13 protein-coding genes and 4 tRNA genes are annotated in these 18214 nt (G+C 60.7%); 10 read left to right on the top strand and 7 right to left on the bottom strand.

Annotated features, from left to right (window positions below):
* Positions 1-450 precede the first annotated feature (450 nt).
* Together BK665_RS23920 and BK665_RS23915 are read left to right on the top strand one after the other, a co-directional pair.
* Positions 451-774: an SEL1-like repeat protein gene (locus BK665_RS23920; RefSeq protein ID WP_123409064.1), complete on the top strand. Its 324-nt coding sequence runs from the start codon at positions 451-453 to the stop codon at positions 772-774.
* A 175-nt stretch (positions 775-949) separates the two neighbouring features.
* A complete protein-coding gene (locus BK665_RS23915) occupies positions 950-2314 on the top strand; it encodes a DNA recombination protein RmuC (protein ID WP_185076627.1) in 1365 nt (454 codons plus the stop codon).
* A 119-nt stretch (positions 2315-2433) separates the two neighbouring features.
* Here the strand turns inward: BK665_RS23915 and BK665_RS23905 are convergent, their stop codons facing one another.
* On the bottom strand, positions 2434-5904 hold the full coding sequence (locus BK665_RS23905) for a hybrid sensor histidine kinase/response regulator (RefSeq protein WP_123409062.1): 3471 nt from the start codon (positions 5902-5904) through the stop codon (positions 2434-2436).
* Between the two features lie 241 nt (positions 5905-6145).
* Positions 6146-6685, bottom strand: a complete 540-nt coding sequence (locus BK665_RS23900; protein ID WP_123409061.1) for a TetR/AcrR family transcriptional regulator — start codon at positions 6683-6685, stop codon at positions 6146-6148.
* A 91-nt stretch (positions 6686-6776) separates the two neighbouring features.
* Between BK665_RS23900 and BK665_RS23895 the strand changes: the two genes are divergently transcribed.
* The 4 genes from BK665_RS23895 to BK665_RS23880 all read left to right on the top strand — a co-directional run bounded on the left by BK665_RS23895 (position 6777) and on the right by BK665_RS23880 (position 11600).
* Positions 6777-7961 (top strand): MFS transporter, encoded by a 1185-nt coding sequence (locus BK665_RS23895; protein ID WP_123409060.1) that lies wholly within the window; start codon positions 6777-6779, stop codon positions 7959-7961.
* Between the two features lie 84 nt (positions 7962-8045).
* Positions 8046-8357, top strand: a complete 312-nt coding sequence (locus BK665_RS23890) for a cupin domain-containing protein (RefSeq protein ID WP_123409059.1) — start codon at positions 8046-8048, stop codon at positions 8355-8357.
* Positions 8358-8461: 104 nt separating this feature from the next.
* Positions 8462-9613, top strand: a complete 1152-nt coding sequence (locus BK665_RS23885) for a TDT family transporter (protein ID WP_123409058.1) — start codon at positions 8462-8464, stop codon at positions 9611-9613.
* Between the two features lie 112 nt (positions 9614-9725).
* Positions 9726-11600, top strand: coding sequence for an MFS transporter (locus BK665_RS23880; RefSeq protein ID WP_123409057.1), 1875 nt, complete (start codon positions 9726-9728; stop codon positions 11598-11600).
* A 114-nt stretch (positions 11601-11714) separates the two neighbouring features.
* Here the strand turns inward: BK665_RS23880 and sugE are convergent, their stop codons facing one another.
* The 3 genes from sugE to rdgC form a co-directional block, all read right to left on the bottom strand.
* Positions 11715-12029, bottom strand: coding sequence for a quaternary ammonium compound efflux SMR transporter SugE (sugE, locus tag BK665_RS23875; protein ID WP_027922462.1), 315 nt, complete (start codon positions 12027-12029; stop codon positions 11715-11717).
* A 120-nt stretch (positions 12030-12149) separates the two neighbouring features.
* Entirely contained in the window at positions 12150-13115 is a 966-nt protein-coding gene (locus tag BK665_RS23870; RefSeq protein ID WP_123409056.1) for a bile acid:sodium symporter family protein, read from the bottom strand.
* A 151-nt stretch (positions 13116-13266) separates the two neighbouring features.
* Complete coding sequence (gene rdgC / locus BK665_RS23865; RefSeq protein ID WP_123409055.1) at positions 13267-14187, bottom strand: recombination-associated protein RdgC; 921 nt, start codon at positions 14185-14187, stop codon at positions 13267-13269.
* 159 nt (positions 14188-14346) lie between these two features.
* On the opposite strand from rdgC, the gene BK665_RS23860 reads away from it, so the two are divergent.
* The 4 genes from BK665_RS23860 to BK665_RS23845 all read left to right on the top strand — a co-directional run bounded on the left by BK665_RS23860 (position 14347) and on the right by BK665_RS23845 (position 14874).
* A tRNA-Val gene (locus tag BK665_RS23860) sits at positions 14347-14422 on the top strand.
* Positions 14423-14441: 19 nt separating this feature from the next.
* Positions 14442-14518, top strand: a tRNA-Asp gene (locus BK665_RS23855).
* A 188-nt stretch (positions 14519-14706) separates the two neighbouring features.
* A tRNA-Val gene (locus tag BK665_RS23850) sits at positions 14707-14782 on the top strand.
* A 15-nt stretch (positions 14783-14797) separates the two neighbouring features.
* Positions 14798-14874, top strand: a tRNA-Asp gene (locus BK665_RS23845).
* Between the two features lie 211 nt (positions 14875-15085).
* On the opposite strand, the gene BK665_RS23840 is transcribed toward BK665_RS23845, so the two are convergent.
* Both BK665_RS23840 and BK665_RS23835 read right to left on the bottom strand, forming a co-directional pair.
* Complete coding sequence (locus BK665_RS23840) at positions 15086-16222, bottom strand: catalase family protein (protein ID WP_123409054.1); 1137 nt, start codon at positions 16220-16222, stop codon at positions 15086-15088.
* A gap of 28 nt (positions 16223-16250) precedes the next feature.
* A complete protein-coding gene (locus BK665_RS23835) occupies positions 16251-18059 on the bottom strand; it encodes a di-heme-cytochrome C peroxidase (RefSeq protein ID WP_123409053.1) in 1809 nt (602 codons plus the stop codon).
* Positions 18060-18214: the final 155 nt, after the last annotated feature.

Genomic DNA, 18214 nt, shown 5'->3' with positions numbered 1-18214 from the left:
CCGGATTTGACCGTTGGTCGCTGCGCCTGTTTGGTCTGGAATCCGTTCGAATGGCGGTTTGCGCACGGCTTATCCCCAGGCTTGCAGCAAAAACGCGCCGAAAACGCGCATCGATATAACCGCCTCGATGGTACTTGTGCACATTAGTTGCGCAGGGTGTCACGTCACTGTCACATCCCCTTCAAGCGCAGTGGGTGCCTGTAATGAAAATTTAAGTCAATGAAAAACATCGCTTTTTTTTACTGGTGAAAAAATCGTCAGTTTGACTGCGAGCCCCATTCCACAGGGCTTTGCGAGAGTTCAAGGTGGGTTGTCCACTGAGTTATCCACAGCTTCTGTGGATTGTCCCAAGCGCTTGCTCTAGGACGGGCGTGCCGGGTTTTTTTCGACTTTACCTGTAAGAAAAAAAGAGTAGAGTGGCGCGCCTTCCGATCTGCCCCACAGTGCTTTATGAAGTTTCGCTCAGTATCAACCTCTGTTACCGATACACCGCCCAGTGTTACCCCACCCAAGCGCTTTTCCATGCGCGTGGCCGAGTGGCTGCTGGACAGCCCGCGCCTGGGCGATAACCAGAACATCAAGCACTTCGCCGGACGTCTGCTCAAGCAGCCGGCCCGTGAAGGCGTAGTCGCCGCGCAAAGCCGCCTGGGCCAGTTGATGTGCCGCGAATGTGGCAACGCCCGGGATCGGCGCATCGGCCACGACCTGTTGCGTCAGGCCGCCCGCGCCGGCGACTTGCGCGCCCGCCAGGAACTGGGGCTCAGCGAAGACTGAGCTGTCCAAGACCTGACGCCTTGGTTAACCTTCAGGCTTTATCTCATCGGCAGGAATCGCTATGGCTATGGACTTGACCAGCCTATTGCTCGGTCTGGCGGGCGCAGCAGTGCCTTTGCTGGCGCTGGCCTGGCAACTCCAGCGCCGGGCCAGCTCGACACAGGCCGATCAGGCGCTGCTGGAAGAGCGGCTGGCGATGGCCCAATTGGCCCAGGACGGCTTGAACGCCCAGCTCGATGCGTGCCGCGACGAAATCGGCGATCTGAGTCAAGCCAACTCCACCAAGCAAGCGGATCTTGCCGCGCTGCGCCGTGAGGTCGAGTTGCTGCAAATCGAGCGCGACGACGCCCGGGATGCGGCCCATGCCTGGAATATCGAGCGCGCCGGCAAAGAGGCTGAGTTGCGGCGCCTGGACGCGCAGACCGCGTCCCTCAACGCCGAGCTGCGCGAACAGCAGGAAAGCCACCAGCAACGTCTGAACGATCTCCAAGGCTCACGGGATGAACTGCGAGCGCAGTTCGCCGAGCTGGCCGGCAAAATTTTTGACGAACGCGAGCAGCGTTTCGCCGAAACCAGTCAGCAGCGCCTGGGGCAGTTGCTCGATCCGTTGAAGGAACGCATCCAGTCTTTCGAAAAACGTGTCGAAGAAAGCTATCAAACCGAGGCTCGCGAGCGTTTTTCCCTGGCCAAGGAGCTGGAGCGCCTGCAACAGCTGAACCTGCGCTTGAGCGACGAAGCCACCAACCTGACCCGTGCCCTGAAAGGGCAGAAAACCCAAGGCAACTGGGGTGAGCTGATACTCGAACGAGTGCTGGAACACGCCGGCCTGGAGAAGGGCCGCGAGTACCAGACCCAGGTCAACCTCAAAGGCCCGGACGGCGAGCGCTTCCAGCCGGATGTGATCATTTACCTGCCTGGCGACAAGCAAGTGGTGGTCGATTCCAAGGTCAGCCTTACGGCCTATCAGCAGTACGTTTCGGCTGAGGACGATGCGATTGGCCAGATTGCGATCAAGCAGCACGTGCTGTCCTTGCGTAATCACGTCAAAGGCCTGTCCGGCAAGGATTACAAGCGGCTCGACGGCTTGCACAGCCTGGATTTCGTGCTGCTTTTCGTGCCGATCGAAGCGGCATTTTCTGCGGCGTTGCAGGCCGAACCCACGCTGTTTCAGGAAGCCTTCGATCGCAACATCGTGATCGTTAGCCCGACCACCTTGCTCGCCACGCTGCGGGTGATCGACAGCCTGTGGAAGCAGGAGCGCCAGAGCCAGAATGCGCGTGAGATTGCCGAGCGGGCGGGGTGGCTGTACGACAAGTTTGTGCTGTTTATCCAGGACCTGGATGAAGTCGGCAATCGCTTGCAGCAACTGGACAAAGCCTACAGCTCGGCGCGCAACAAGCTGACAGAAGGACGCGGCAACCTGGTCAGCCGCAGCGAACAACTGAAATTGCTGGGCGCCCGGGCGAGCAAGAGCTTACCGGCGGATTTGCTGGAGCGGGCGATGACCGATGTGGATGGGTTGGCTGAGTTGCCTGAGTAACTGATCGTTCCCACGCTCCGCGTGGGAATGCATCCCGTGACGCTCTGCGTCACAGCTGCAGAAGCGGACGCGGAGCGTCCATGGCGGCATTCCCACGCGGAGCGTGGGAACGATCGGTGCTATAACGGCAAATGCCGACTCAATAACGCCCGCAGCGCCGCCGGTTTCACCGGTTTGGCCAAATAATCCAACCCCGCCGCATGCACCCGGGCCACTGTCTCCGGCCGCCCATCGGCGCTGATCACCACCCCCGGCACCGGCTCGCCCAATCGCGTGCGCAGCCACGCCATCAGATCAGTGCCGGTTTCGCCTTCGTCCAGGTGGTAGTCCACCAGCGCCAATTGCGGCCGCATCCCATCAGCGAGTAGCGCCGCACACTCTTCACGATTACGCGCGGTCAAGACTTGGCAGCCCCAGCGGGTCAACAAGCTGTTCATGCCAATCAAAATGCTGTCTTCGTTGTCGACGCACAGCACCTGCGCGCCAGTCGGCAATTTGCCATTGAGTTCGACCACGGTGTTCGGCACCACGGTCTGCGCCCGGGCAAGCGGCACGCTGACGCTGAATACGCTGCCGCGACCCGGCCAGGAGCGCACGCGCAACGTGTGACCGAGCACCTGGCACAAACCATCGGCAATCGCCAGGCCCAGCCCCAGGCCTTTCTCGGCGCGGGTCTGGTGGCTGTCGAGGCGTTTGAACTCTTCAAAAATCACCTGCTGCTTGTCTTCGGGAATCCCCGGCCCACGGTCCCAGACTTCCAGGCACAACTCGCCCCCGCGCCGCCGAACCCCGAGCAGCACCGGGCCTTTGGCGTAACGGAAGGCGTTGGTCAGGAAGTTTTGCAGGATCCGTCGCAGCAACTTGATGTCGCTGTTGACCCGCAACGTGCTGCCCCGCAGGCGGAATTTCAGCCCTTGTTCCTGGGCCAGGGCCTTGAACTCGGCACCGAGGATATCGAACAACTCATTGAGCACGAACGGCTTGGGATCGGGGTTGATCTTGCCGTTTTCCAGGCGGGAAATGTCCAGCAAATCGCTGATCAAGTCCTCGGCTGAACGCAACGAAGTGTCGAGGTGATGAATCAGCTTTTGCGCTTCGCTGGACAAGCCATCGTCCTGATGGGTAAGGGCGGCGGAGAACAGCCGCGCGGCGTTCAGCGGCTGCATCAAGTCATGGCTGACCGCCGCCAGGAACCGGGTTTTCGACTGGTTGGCCGACTCGGCGGTGCCTTTGGCTTCGGTCAGGGCGACGTTGAGTTGCGAGAGTTCGTGTGTCCGTGCGGTGACCCGTTGCTCCAGGCCTTCGTTAGCCTCGGTCAACGCCTGCTCGGCTTCGCGGAACGCGGTGATGTCGGTGAAGCTCATGACGAAGCCGCCGCCGGGCATCGGATTGCCGATCAACTCGATCACACGACCATTGGGGAACAGTCGTTCAGAGGTGTGGGCACGGCCCTGACGCATCCAGTGCAGGCGTCGGGCGACGTGGACTTCCGCTTCGCCGGGGCCGCACAGCCCGCGTTCGGCGTTGTAGCGAATGATGTCGGCAATCGGCCGGCCGACGCTGATCAAGCCGTCCGGGTAGTTGAACAGTTCCAGGTATCGGCGGTTCCAGGCCACCAGTTTCAACGACTGGTCGACCACGCTGATGCCCTGGGTGATGTTCTCGATCGCTCCTTGCAACAGGGCGCGGTTGAACTGCAACACTTCCGACGCTTCGTCGGCGATGCGAACGACGTCCTCCAGCTGCATTTCCCGCCCTTCGATGGCGGCTTTTACCACGGCCCGGGTCGAAGAAGCGCCGAGGACACCGGCCAGCAAGCGTTCGGTGTGGGCGATCCATTCACCGTCGGCGTTCTGGTTCGGGTTGAAGCCTTTGCCCTGGCGGTAGGCGAAACGGATAAAACTTTGCCGGGCGCGCTCTTCACCGACAAACCGTGCGGCCAGTTGCAGCAAATCGTCGATTTGTACCGCGAGCATCGAGCGGGCGCTGGGCCGGGCGCTGATTTCCTGACCAATGAAACGTCCTGCCTGCCAGTGCTCGGACACCCGCGTGCGCGACAGCACTGAGACCCAGGCAAACAGCGTGAAGTTGGCCGCCAGGGACAACACCACCCCTTGGGTCAGCGGCGTGAGCGGCAGGTTCAGCGGGTTGCTGTGCAACCAGGCCAGCCCCGGAAAACTGCTCAGGGACAGGCCGAGGCTGTGGGCGGCAATCGGCAGGATCAAGGTGTAGAACCACAGGAACGTCCCGGCGGCGAGACCGGCGAATACGCCGCGACGGTTGGCCTGTTTCCAATACAGCGCGCCGAGCATGGCCGGGGCCAGTTGGGTGACGGCGGCGAAGGCGATCTGGCCGATGGTCGCCAGGCTCGCGGTGGAGCCGAGCAGGCGGTAACTGACGTAGGCCAGCAGCAAAATCACCACGATGCTGACCCGTCGCACCGACAACATCCACTGGCGGAACACTTCGAACGGGCGCTCGGCGTTGTTTCTGCGCAGCAGCCACGGCAGCAACATGTCGTTGGACACCATGGTCGACAGCGCCACACTGGCCACGATCACCATGCCGGTCGCCGCCGACGCGCCACCGATAAACGCCAGCAACGCCAGCGCCGGGTGGGCCTGGGCCAGGGGCAGGCTGATCACGAAGGAATCCGGCAACACTGAACTGGGCAGCAACATCTGACCGGCCAACGCGATCGGGACGACAAACAATGCGGCCAATGCCAGATAAGCCGGGAACACCCACTTGGCCAGGCGCAAATCCTGGGGCTCGATGTTCTCCACCACCGTGACGTGGAACTGCCGGGGCAGGCAGATGATCGCCATCATCGCGACGCCGGTCTGCACCACCATCGACGGCCAGTTGATGGTTTCTTTCCAATACTCTTCAAGGCGCGGGGCGAGCATGGCCTGGTTGAACAGGTCGTCGAAACCGTCGTACAGGCCAAAGGTCACGAAGGCGCCGACGGCGAGAAAGGCGAACAGCTTGACCAATGATTCGAAGGCAATCGCCAGCACCATGCCGCGATGGTGTTCGGTGGCATCGAGGTTGCGCGTGCCGAAAACGATGGTGAACAGCGCCAGCACCAGGGACACGATCAGCGCCGTGTCCTGGGCACGCACGCCCATGGCATCGGCCCCGGCGCCGATCAGCAGATTCACGCCGAGGACGATGCCCTTGAGCTGCAAGGCGATGTAGGGCAACACGCCGACCAGGCAGATCAGCGCCACCACTACCGCCAGCGATTGCGATTTGCCGTAGCGCGCAGCGATAAAGTCGGCGATGGAGGTGATGTTCTCCTGCTTGCTGATCATCACCATTTTTTGCAGGACCCACGGCGCGCACACCAACAGCAGGATCGGCCCAAGGTAGATCGGCAGAAACGACCAGAGCTGTTCGGCGGCTTGGCCTACGGCGCCAAAGAATGTCCAGCTTGTGCAGTAGACGGCCAGCGACAGGCTGTAGACCCAGGCACGCACCCGCGGCGGCAACGGCGCGCTGCGACGGTCGCCGTAGAAGGCGATGGCGAACATGATGGCCATATAGGCCAGGGCAACGGCGGCGATCAGCCCGCTGGACAGCGACATGGAAACTCCCGGCAAAAGACATCCGGGGTTCAGGCCCGGTCAGACAGTCTCGCACGACCGTCCGCGTTAGTCAGTGTCGACCAAGGTCGAGGCGTGGCGGGGTGTCGCAGGGTTTTGTGTCAGGTAGATCGTGGGGGTTTGGGCGGGCCTCTTCGCGAGCAAGCCCGCTCCCACAGTCGACTGAGTTTCCCTGAAGAAATGCGATCCCCTGTGGGAGCGGGCTTGCTCGCGAATGGCGGCCTTAATGACTCAACGCAATCTCAATCAACCGATGCAACTCCTCAACCTCCAGCGGCGCCGCGGAAAACACGATGCGAAACACCGTCGGTGCGACGATCAGGTTGATCAGCCGATCCACACTCGGCAGCGACTGGTTGGGATAGCGATCCAGAATGGTCTGCAACTGCCCGCCGATGATCGCCGCGCAAAAGCCCGGGGTAGAGCTGCATTGCACATCGCGCAACAGGTTGCGCCCAAGCTCTGAGCTCATCTCATCCAGATACTGCTCGGCCCAGGCACGCAGGTCACCGCGCAGGCTGCCGGTGTTCGCCGGCTCGCTGTCGGGTTGCATGCGGGCGAGGGCGACGTCCGCCAGCAACACCGACAAATCCCCCCAGCGCCGATAAATCGTCGACGGCGTCACCCCCGCCCGCGCAGCGATCTGCGGCACGGTCACGGTCGAGCGCTCCTGTTCTTCAAGGAGCGCGCGGACTGCCGAATGAATCGACTCTTGCACCCGGGCACTGCGGCCGCCGGGGCGTAAACCTTCTTTAATTGCCATGTGGCGGACCTTAACACAAAGAATTTGCTTTAAGCGCTAACGAGTAGCACACTCCGCAAAAGCAAAAACTTAGCTTTTGCGGAGTGTGCCCATGTCTCGTTCTACCTCAAATCGTGTAAGCCTGTGGTTTCTGGCGATCACTTTACTCAGTTTTCTCGCCGCTTCCACGGCGCCGACGCCGTTGTATCACTTGTATCAGGAGCAGTTGCAGTTCTCGGCCGCGACCCTGACCCTGATTTTCGGCGTATACGCCCTCAGCTTGCTGGTGGCGCTGCTGACCGTCGGGTCGCTCTCGGATTTCCTCGGGCGCAAACCGGTGATCTTCACCGCGATCCTGCTGAACATGCTGGCGATGCTGCTGTTTATCAACGCCGACAGCGTCACTTGGCTGATCAGTGCCCGGGTGCTTCAGGGCTTCGCCACCGGGATGGCCACCGCTGTATTGAGCGCCGCGCTGCTGGATACCGATCGCCAGCAAGGGCCGCTGATCAATAGCGTGGCGCCGTTGCTGGGCATGGCCATCGGGGCGATGGGCTGCGGCTTGTTGGCCGAGTTCGCGCCGCTGCCGTTGCAACTGACCTTTTGGGTATTGCTGGGGCTTTTCGTGATGCAGGCGCTTTACGTCTGGCGCTTGCCGGAAAGCGTCAGCCCGCAACCGGGCGCCTGGGCGTCGCTGCGCCCGACCTTGCACGTGCCGGTCCAGGCGCGGCGCACCTTGTGGTCGGTGCTGCCGATCAACACCGCCGTGTGGGCGCTGGGCGGTTTCTTCGCTTCGTTGGCGCCGTCACTGGTGCGTACGGCCACGGGCTCGACCTCGAACCTGATTGGCGGCGCGACGGTCGCGACATTGACGGTGACCGGTGCATTGATGATCTACACCTCACGCAATCGGCCAGCGGACAAGGTGCTGCGTCTGGGCGCCAGTCTGTTGCCCATCGGCGTGGTGCTGATCCTGACCGCCGTCCACAGCGCCAGCCTGTCGCTGTTTTTCATCGGGACGCTGGTGGCCGGTTGCGGTTTCGGCGCCGGTTTCCTGGGTGCCGTGCGCAGCCTCGTGCCGCTGGCCTTACCCCACGAGCGGGCGGGATTGATGTCGTCGTTTTATGCGCTCAGTTACCTGGCGTTCTGCCTGCCGTCGTTGTTGGCAGGAAATCTGACCCGTACGTTTGGGCTGATCGCGACCACCGATGGCTATGGCGCGGTGCTGATCATCCTGGCCGTCGGTGCGCTGCTGGCCTTGATGCGCCAGCGCTCATTGAAAGTCTGCCAGCCATAAAAAAACGCGGCGCCCATCAAGCCTTGCTGCTGATCCGCCGGTTTGAGTTAGCCTTGGCTTCGCCATTCACTCGACAGGCCGACCATGAAAATCATCCGCAGCAAATCCTTCACTGCCGAGCGTGCCTGGGGCGCGCTGGACATCGCCAACATGAACGGCATCACCACCCGTTTGCACTGGACCGATCAGCCGTACAAATGGCACGTCAATGACGGGCAGGAAGTGTTCGTCGTGCTCGATGGCCAGGTGCAGATGCATTACCGCGAAAATGGCGCCGAACAGCAGACCTTGCTGGAGGTCGGCGATATTTTTTATGCGTCGGTGGGGACCGCGCATGTGGCACATCCCATCGGTGTGGCGCGAATTTTAGTAATCGAATCGGAAGGAAGCGTCTGACGGTATATCTGCAAAACAGATAACAGTTAGAGATATTACCCGTTATATAGATATTCGATTCGGATCTACCATGGCTCCACCTCATCAGAGGACAGGAGTTCGCCATGATTTGCCCCAATACTGCCAAGCCCGCTTACAAACCTTTAAGCCTTCTGCCACGTCCGCTGGAGGCGATTCGCCAATTCACTCCGAACTGGTTCGCCGCCACCATGGGCACTGGCGTGCTGGCCTTGGCGCTGGCGCAATTGCCTGTCGCGATTCCCGGTCTGCACGGGGTCGCGGAGGGTTTGTGGCTGTTCAACATCTTTCTGTTTGTGTTGTTCACCGGGTTGTACGCCGCACGCTGGGTGCTGTTCTTCGATGAAGCGCGACGGATTTTCGGCCACTCCACGGTTTCGATGTTTTTCGGCACGATTCCCATGGGCCTGGCGACCATCATCAACGGCTTCCTGGTATTCGGATTGCCGCGTTGGGGCGAAGGCGTGATTCATGTGGCCGAAGTGCTGTGGTGGCTGGATGTGGCGATGTCCCTGGCCTGCGGAGTGTTGATCCCGTACATGATGTTTACCCGTCAGGAACACAGCATCGATCAGATGACCGCCGTCTGGCTGTTGCCCGTGGTCGCGGCAGAAGTGGCGGCTGCAAGTGGTGGTCTGTTGGCGCCGCATCTGGCCGAGGCCCATTCGCAACTGGTGGTGCTGGTGACCAGCTACGTGCTGTGGGCTTTTTCCCTGCCGGTGGCATTCAGCATTCTGACCATCCTGTTGCTGCGCATGGCCCTGCATAAATTGCCTCACGAAAACATGGCCGCTTCGAGTTGGCTGGCGCTGGGACCCATTGGCACCGGGGCGTTGGGCATGTTGCTGCTGGGCGCTGACGCCCCGACGATCTTCGCCGCCAATGGCTTGCCGGGCATCGGCGAAATCGCCGCCGGGCTGGGGCTGGTGGCCGGGATCACGCTGTGGGGCTTCGGGCTGTGGTGGATGCTGATCGCGGTGCTGATCACCGTGCGTTACCTGCGGGCCGGCATTCCGTTCAACCTTGGCTGGTGGGGGTTCACCTTCCCGCTGGGCGTCTATTCTTTGGCGACGCTGAAACTGGCCAGCACCTTGAACCTGACCTTCTTCAGTATTTTTGGCTGCGTGTTGGTGGCGTTGCTGGCGGTGATGTGGCTGATCGTCGCCAAGCGCACCGTGCAGGGCGCCTGGCGTGGCGAGCTGTTTGTCTCACCGTGCATTGCAGGATTAAAGAAATAACCTGCAAAGATTAGGTAATGTGTGGCCTGGATCGGCGTTCGATATTCCAATAACAAAATCCACGCCGCACTCTACCTAACATCAGCTACCTAACATCAGGGAAACACGGAAGATGAGTCACCCCTCACAGTTCACCTTGCTTCGTACCCGGCGTTTCCTGCCGTTCTTCGTGACCCAGTCCCTCGGGGCGTTCAACGACAACATCTTCAAGCAGTCGCTGATCCTCGCCATTCTGTACAAACTGACTATCGACGGTGACCGTTCGATCTGGGTCAACCTGTGCGCGCTGTTGTTCATCCTGCCGTTTTTTCTGTTCTCGGCCCTGGCCGGCCAGTTCGGGGAAAAATTCGCCAAGGACGCGCTGATTCGTCTGATCAAGCTTGGGGAAATCGCGATCATGGCGGTGGGCGCGGTCGGCTTTATGTTCGATCACCTGTCGCTGATGCTGGTGGCGCTGTTCGCCATGGGCACCCACTCGGCGCTGTTCGGGCCGGTGAAATACTCGATCCTGCCCCAAGCCTTGCGTGAAGACGAACTGGTGGGCGGCAACGGCCTGGTGGAAATGGGCACGTTCCTGGCGATCCTCGCCGGGACCATTGGCGCCGGGATCATGATGTCGTCCGGGCATTACGCGCCCATCGTTTCCACCGCGATTATTGGTGTGGCGGTGCTCGGTTACCTGGTCAGCCGCAGCATTCCCCGCGCGGCGGCCGCGTCACCGGAAATGCGCCTGAACTGGAATATTTTCACCCAGTCCTGGGCCACCTTGAAACTGGGCCTGGGGCAGACCCCAGCGGTGTCGCGCTCGATTGTCGGCAACTCGTGGTTCTGGTTTGTCGGGGCGATTTACCTGACGCAGATCCCGGCGTATGCCAAGGAATGGATGCACGGCGACGAGACCGTGGTGACGTTGATCCTCACCGTGTTTTCGGTGGGTATCGCACTCGGTTCGATGCTCTGCGAAAAGCTCTCCGGGCGTAAAGTCGAGATCGGCCTGGTGCCGTTCGGCTCGTTTGGCCTGACGGTGTTTGGCTTGCTGCTGTGGTGGCATTCCGGTGGAATCCCGGACAGCGTGACCGGCCATGGCTGGATCGAAGTCCTGGGTTTCGGCCATACCTGGCTGGTACTGATCGACATTCTCGGGCTTGGGGTTTTCGGTGGTTTCTACATCGTTCCGCTGTACGCGCTGATTCAGTCGCGCACGGCCGAGAATGAGCGGGCGCGGGTGATTGCCGCCAACAACATCCTCAACGCACTGTTTATGGTGGTGTCGGCGATTGTCTCCATCGTGCTGCTGAGCATGGTGAAACTGTCGATCCCGCAGTTGTTTCTGGTGGTGTCGCTGCTCAACATCGGCGTCAACGCCTACATCTTCAGCATCGTTCCCGAGTTCAGCATGCGTTTCATGATCTGGCTGCTCAGCCATTCCATGTACCGCGTGGAGCATCGCAACCTCGACCTGATTCCCGACGAAGGCGCGGCGTTGCTGGTGTGCAACCACGTGTCGTTCGTCGATGCGTTGCTGATTGGCGGCGCGGTGCGTAGGCCGATTCGCTTTGTCATGTACTACAAAATCTACAACCTGCCAGTGCTGAACTTTATCTTCCGCACCGCCGGGACGATTCCTATCGCCGGGCGCCAGGAAGACATCCAGATTTACGAAAAGGCCTTCAAGCGGATTGCCCAGTACCTGAAGGACGGCGAGTTGGTGTGCATCTTCCCTGAAGGAAAACTGACCGCTGACGGTGAGATCAATGAATTCCGGGGAGGGCTGACGCGGATTCTTGAAGAGACACCGGTGCCGGTGATTCCGCTGGCATTGCAAGGGTTGTGGGGGAGTTTCTTCAGCCGCGATCCGGCCAAGGGCTTGTTTCGCCGGTTGTGGTCGCGGGTGACTTTGGTGGCGGGGCCGGCGGTGGCGGTTGAAGTGGCTGAGCCGGCAGCGTTGCAGGCGTTGGTGGGGGAGTTGCGCGGGACAGTTAGATAGTTGTGATGATTGAGGGCCTCTTCGCGAGCAAGCCCGCTCCCACAGTTAACCGAGTTCCCCTGGAGGAACGCGGTCCCCTGTGGGAGCGGGCTTGCTCGCGAAAGCGGTAGAGGCCTAAGCGCTGACCTTAAGCCCAACCAACCCGGCAATAATCAACGCCACACTCGCCAGTCGAAACAGCGCCATGGACTCACCAAACAAAATGATCCCGGCAATCACCGTGCCCACCGCGCCCACGCCGGTCCAGATCGCATAGGCCGTGCCCAGCGGCAATTCCTTCATGGCAAGGCCCAGCAAGCCGAGGCTGATGGCCATGGCGGCGACGGTGAGTGCAGTGGGGAGAGGGCGGCTGAAGCCGTCGGTGTATTTCAGGCCAACGGCCCAGCCGACTTCGAACAGGCCGGCGAAAAACAGAATGATCCAGGACATGAATGACCTCCATCGATTGACGGGGTCGTCCCCAGATTAATGACTCGATCGAGCCGCGAGGTCGTCCTCGCGTTGGGCCATAGAGTGCCCATCATTAACCCGAGGATCAAGTTTGAGCGCTTACTCGGTCGCCTGCCGCGCTGCGGTTTCCCGGTCTTCTTTCTCGCTCATGCGGCGGAAATACGTCGAGAGCAACGCCCCGGAAATGTTGTGCCACACACTGAACAACGCGCTCGGCACCGCCGCCAAAGGTGAGAAGTGCGCACTGGCCAGGGCGGCACCCAAACCGGAGTTCTGCATGCCGACTTCCAGGGCCAACGACTTGCGCTGGGCCAGGGGCAGCTTGAACAGGCGCCCGGTGAAGTAACCCAGCAGGTAGCCGAAGCTGTTGTGCAGCATCACCACCGCCATGATCAACAGGCCGGACTCGGCAATCTTCGCCTGACTGGCCGCGACCACGGCGGCAACGATGATCACGATGCTCACCACTGACACCAGCGGCAACACTTCTACCGCGTGACGCACCTTGTTGCCGAGCAGTCGTTGAGCAATCACGCCGAGCACGATCGGCAACAGCACCACTTGCAGGATCGACCAGAACAACTCCATGAACGACACCGGCAACCAGGCCGAGGCCAGCAACCAGATCAGCGCGGGCGTCAGCAGCGGGGCGAGGAGGGTGGTGACGGCGGCGATGGCTACCGACAGCGCCAGGTCGCCGCGGGCCAGCCACGTCATGACATTGGACGACGTGCCGCTCGGGCAGCAACCGACCAGGATCACGCCGACAGCAATTTCCGGCGGCAGGTGAAACGCCTGGCAAAGCAACCACGCCATACCCGGCATGATCACGAAATGCGCGACCACGCCCAGTGCCACGCGCCACGGATGGCGAGCGACCTCGGCGAAGTCTTCGAGTTTGAGGGTCAGGCCCATGCCGAACATCACCAGCCCCAGCAATGGCACGATGGCGCCTTTGAGGCCAACGAACCACGTAGGCTCCATGAACGCCAGCACGGCGAAAATCAGCACCCAATAGGCGAAGGTGTTGCCGACGAAGCGGCTTAAAGCGGCGAGTGCGCGCATGGCCTGATCCTTATTATTCGATGTTGAAAATCACACAGAACCCCTGTGGGAGCGGGCTTGCTCGCGAAGGCGGCTGATCATTCAACATTTATGTCGTCTGACACACCGCTTTCGCGAGCAAGCCCGCTCCCACAGGGGATATCACACGGCTTTAGATGCCTTGTGGGGTCTCTTCGCCACCCAGCGCTTCAACCAGCGCCGGCAGGAAGTCGCCGAAGGTCAGCATCATCAGGGTGAAGCTGGCGTCCAGTTGGCCCAGGGCTTCGTCGCCGCCGTCCTGTTCCGCCTGGTCCTGCAGCAAGTCTTCGAACTTCAGGCGCTTGACGGTCATCTTGTCGTCGAGCATGAACGACAACTTGTCCTGCCACGCCAGGGACAGCTGAGTCACCACTTTGCCGGTGCTCAGGTGCAGCTGGATTTCTTCGCTGGTCAGGTCCTGACGCTTGCAGCGCACGATGCCGCCGTCTTCGTGGGTGTCGCGCAGTTCGCACTCGTCCAGAACAAAGAAGTCGTCTGCGGCTTTCTGGGTCTTCACCCAGTCGGTCATGGTGGCAGTCGGGGCCATTTTCACGGTCAGCGGACGCACCGGCAGCGAGCCGATGACTTCACGCAAAGTCGACAGCAAGTCTTCGGCGCGTTTCGGGCTGGCCGAGTTCACCAGGATCAGGCCTTGTTTCGGCGCGATGGCGGCGAAAGTCGACGAACGACGGATAAAGGCGCGGGGCAGGAAGGCCTGGATGATTTCATCCTTGATCTGGTCCCGTTCCTTTTTATAGACCTTGCGCATTTGCTCGGCTTCGATCTCTTCGACCTTTTCCTTGACCGCGTCACGCACGACGCTGCCCGGCAGAATGCGTTCTTCTTTACGGGCGGCGATCAGCAGGAAGTCACCACTGACGTGCGCCAGCGGGGCATCTTCGCCCTTGCCGAACGGCGCGACGAAACCGTAGGTGGTCAACTCCTGGCTTGCACATGGACGCGCCAGTTTGGTCGCCAGTGCAGTTTCCAACGCCTCGGCATCAAAAGGCAGATCTTGGGTCAGGCGATAGATAAGCAGGTTTTTGAACCACATGGGGCGAGTCTCTCCTTTATACAAAGGGGGGCATTATTCTCTTCGCGGCGCCATAGGCCAACCCTTCTCTAAGCCTTTGGAAGGCCTCGGAAAATTAATTAAAAAAGTGCTTGCCAGAGGTTGGACCCCTCCGTAGAATGCGCGCCACACCGAAGCGAAGGGTGATTAGCTCAGCTGGGAGAGCGTCTGCCTTACAAGCAGAATGTCGGCGGTTCGATCCCGTCATCACCCACCATTCGTTCTTAGTGTTACGCGCAGCGGTAGTTCAGTCGGTTAGAATACCGGCCTGTCACGCCGGGGGTCGCGGGTTCGAGTCCCGTCCGCTGCGCCATATTCGGTCACCTGGAATGCTGAACGCCAGGTCACCACGGAAAAGCCCGCTAACGCGGGTTTTTTTCTGTCTGTTGTTCCCGCGGGATGTGTGATTTCACCGGTTTTCAGATTTAATTGAAAAAATATTCAATTAAATCAACACTTTACGAAAACCTGTGGCATAATGCGCCCCGCAACGAAGGTAAAGGGTGATTAGCTCAGCTGGGAGAGCGTCTGCCTTACAAGCAGAATGTCGGCGGTTCGATCCCGTCATCACCCACCACTTTCAACGCTACGCGCAGCGGTAGTTCAGTCGGTTAGAATACCGGCCTGTCACGCCGGGGGTCGCGGGTTCGAGTCCCGTCCGCTGCGCCATATTCGGTAACCTGGAACGCTGAACGCCAGGTCACCACACAGAAAGCCCGCTTGATGCGGGCTTTTTGCTGTCTGGGATTTGACTCACTACCGCGATTCCCCTGTGGGAGCGGGCTTGCTCGCGAATGTGGTGTGTCAGCCAACATCTTCGGCGACTGATACACCGCATTCGCGAGCGAGCCCGCTCCCACAGGGTTACTGGGTTTGGCGTTTATTGCTCGGCGTTGCGGCTGTGGCGGTAGTCGCTGACCGCTTCATACACCGCCTTGCGCAGACGATTGATCCCCCCAATCGGCCGATGCGCCTCCAGCCCAAACCACGGGTTGAACGACAGGTTATCGCATTGCAGATTCAGCGCCGGGGTATCGAAATCCTGGGCCGGCACATTGATCTTCGCCACCGTCTCGAATGCTGCATCACTTTCACGCCACTCAATGCTCGTGTCCTCGATCGGCATGTACTTGTTTGCGTCCTGGCGCTGGATCTGCAGGACGAAACACGCCGGCACCCGGTCAGTCGACAACTGTTGATTCAGCGCACTGCGCAGGAAGTTCGGCAGGTCCTGATTCTGCTTGGGCAACACATAAGCCGGGCAGCTTCCCGGGTCCGGCATCACGCGGAACTTGGCGTTCGCGCCGCCGAATTTGTAGGGCGAAACTGAAAAGTAAGTCGTCTGGGTCGGGCTGTCGGGAGCGGGAGAGAGCGTCGCCAGGGCGATAAACAAATGGCGAACCTGCCACGTGCGCGGGTCCCAGCCCGGAAAGAACGCCATCGCCGTTTTGCCATCGGCCTGGGCGGCCACATTCTGACGGTACTCGGCGACATCGCTGACAAAGAAATTCGGATGACTGAACATCACGAAGTCCTGCTCCTGGCGCGCCGTTTGGTCGGCCAGCAATTGTTTGCCGGGCACGTCGAGCAACTTGATCGCCATGCCCCGGGCATCGCGGATGCTGTCGAATTGCGGGTAGGCGTTGCCGTTGGACAGGCGCACCGTGGCTTGCCAGGTTTTCCCCGGTTCGCTGAACACACCTTGACGCAAATCCGCTGCCAGATCCGGCAACACCTGGACCTCGGCTTTCACGCAACCATGGGCCTTGGCGTGGGCGTCGCGCAGGTAGCGCGTGTTTTCACGGTGCTGATCCACGATGCGTACGGCGGTCTGGATGATGTCCTGGGTCATCGCCGCTTCACCCGTCGGAACCTGTTCATCCGCGGACACCGCGCCGCTGTGCTGCCAGGCAAACCACGCAGTCGCCAGCGCCCAGCCCAGCAGCGCCAGGCCCAGTATCCAAAGCAGAAGTTTTCCGAGAAAGGCACCGAGGCGCAGCCAAAGGGTGATCAGCATCAGCAAGTCCTTTTGACGAATTCAGAATTCATGGCAGTTGCGCCTCCAGCGGGCCGCCCAGCACTTTCAGGTATTCCAGCAGCGCCCAGCGTTCTTGCGGTTGCAGCAAACGGCCAATAACGCCGTTGCCACGCTCGCCGGCGCGGAATTCGTGGCCGCTGTTGTGATTGCCGGTGATGCGCGTGTCGAACACGAAACCGTTAGTAAAGGCTTCGGTGCGATAGCCCAGGTGTTTAGGGTCGTACTCGAAAGTGCCTTTATAGAAAGTGGTCGCGCGTTCGTCCTGGGGCGACAGCAACTGATAAATGCTCGGCACTGAGCCGTTGTGCAGAAACGGCGCGGTGGCCCACACCCCCGCCAGTGGCCGGGCCTTGTAGGCGCGCAGCTCCTGAACACCGATGGGCAGGCCGAAGCCGTCCAGGTTCGGTCGTTCTGCGGGGGTGACCTTGGCCTCGCGGTAAGCCCGGTTTTCCACGAACGCCGTGACGTAGGCCAGGCCCTTAGCCACCGAGAGTTTGCTCAGGTCCAGCGGTTCGGTCGGTTTGGGATGCAGTTGAACATCCAGTTGCCCGAGTTCCGCCGGGTCCCATTGCAGGGCTGTCAGGTCGAAGCGATGGTCGGCGATGTTGTTGGCGGCGGTGGGGTCGGTGCCGATGGCGGCGACGGGCAGCAATTTGAGTTGTTGCACCGCACGATCGCCCACCTGATTGACCCGTGGCACGTGGCAACTGGCGCAGTTCTCGGCGAACAGCGTGCGGCCTTGGGCGGCCAGGGCTTTGTCCACGCGGCCCAGCACCTCCTCCGGCCAGGCGGGTGGCTTGAGCCGTTGCAGGGTTTCTTCGATCAGGTTCAGGTCGCGCACCCGGACACTGGAGGGATAGCGCGCATCTCCGCTGAGCGGCTGTCCATCGGCATCGAAGAAATTCAACGTCGCGCCCACGCCCAATGCCTCGCCGATATTGCGCGCCATCGGTTGCTGCGCCGAGCCGTTCCACTGCACCCAATCGAAGGTCCAGATGTCCCACAGCTGTGGATAATCCACTGGGGCGTTGGCCACGCGGTAGTTATCCGGGGAAATCGCATCGCCGAAGCTGGCATTGGCAATGCGGCCGAATGCGTCGGTGCGGCCGGGGCCTTCTTCGGTGGGATAGAGGCCGCGATGGGTGTCGTTCCAGGCGGCTTTCACAAAGGTATCGAGAGATTTTTTGAAGTCTTCCCGTAGGACGTTATGCCGGGCGTCGTAGTCCGCGCCCAACACGTTGCGTGCGAAACGTTCGAATTTCCACGGGTTGTAATAAGTCGATACAAGGCTGGCCACCAATGCCTGGCCGAAACTGCCGCCGCGCAGGGTCGGCACGCTGGACGGCAACACATGCTGCGCCGAGCCGCCATCAATGCGCACCGCTTGGCCGTTAAAGCGCAACTCGCCGGTATGGCACGCGGCGCAGGTGATGTCGAGGAACTGGTCCTGGCTGCCGGCATTCTGATGCCGGGCAAAGCCCACGGGCAGGTTGCCAGGGTTATTTGGCGTGGCTTTCTGGGCAGGATCGATCAGGAAACCGAAGCGTGCGAGGTATTCCGGGGCGGCGAATCGCTGTTGCGAGAACGGCAGCTCCAGCGCCTCGAACCAGTCGTAATGCAGGCCTTTGACCTGGGTGCCCTGGGGCGTGAAGTAGTAGGCCTGGCGGTCGGCGGCGCTCCACTGCTCGAGGTAATGCACCTGTTGCGCAGGAGAGTAGGTCGGCAGTTTTGGATTGGCCACGTAGTACAACACCACGGCCAGGCCAAGCCCCAGCAGTACAGCGATCACAACCAGCAAGCGGAGTAAGAGGCGCAAGATAAACGTCCTTGTCGATTTATAGCTCTCTTATGCCTCAGCTCCGTACGGGGCGGCAAGTGGCCATTACGCCAAGTGTTGTAGGAACCGGCATCTGCGTCTGTGGGGCGAAGATGACAGAAACTTCATCCAGCCCATTCCCGAAATGCTTTAAA

The sequence above is a fragment of the Pseudomonas frederiksbergensis genome (assembly GCF_003732665.1).
Lineage (GTDB): Bacteria > Pseudomonadota > Gammaproteobacteria > Pseudomonadales > Pseudomonadaceae > Aquipseudomonas > Aquipseudomonas frederiksbergensis_G.
Note: the sequence above shows the minus strand (reverse complement) of the source record. Positions and strands in the feature narration are given on the sequence as shown.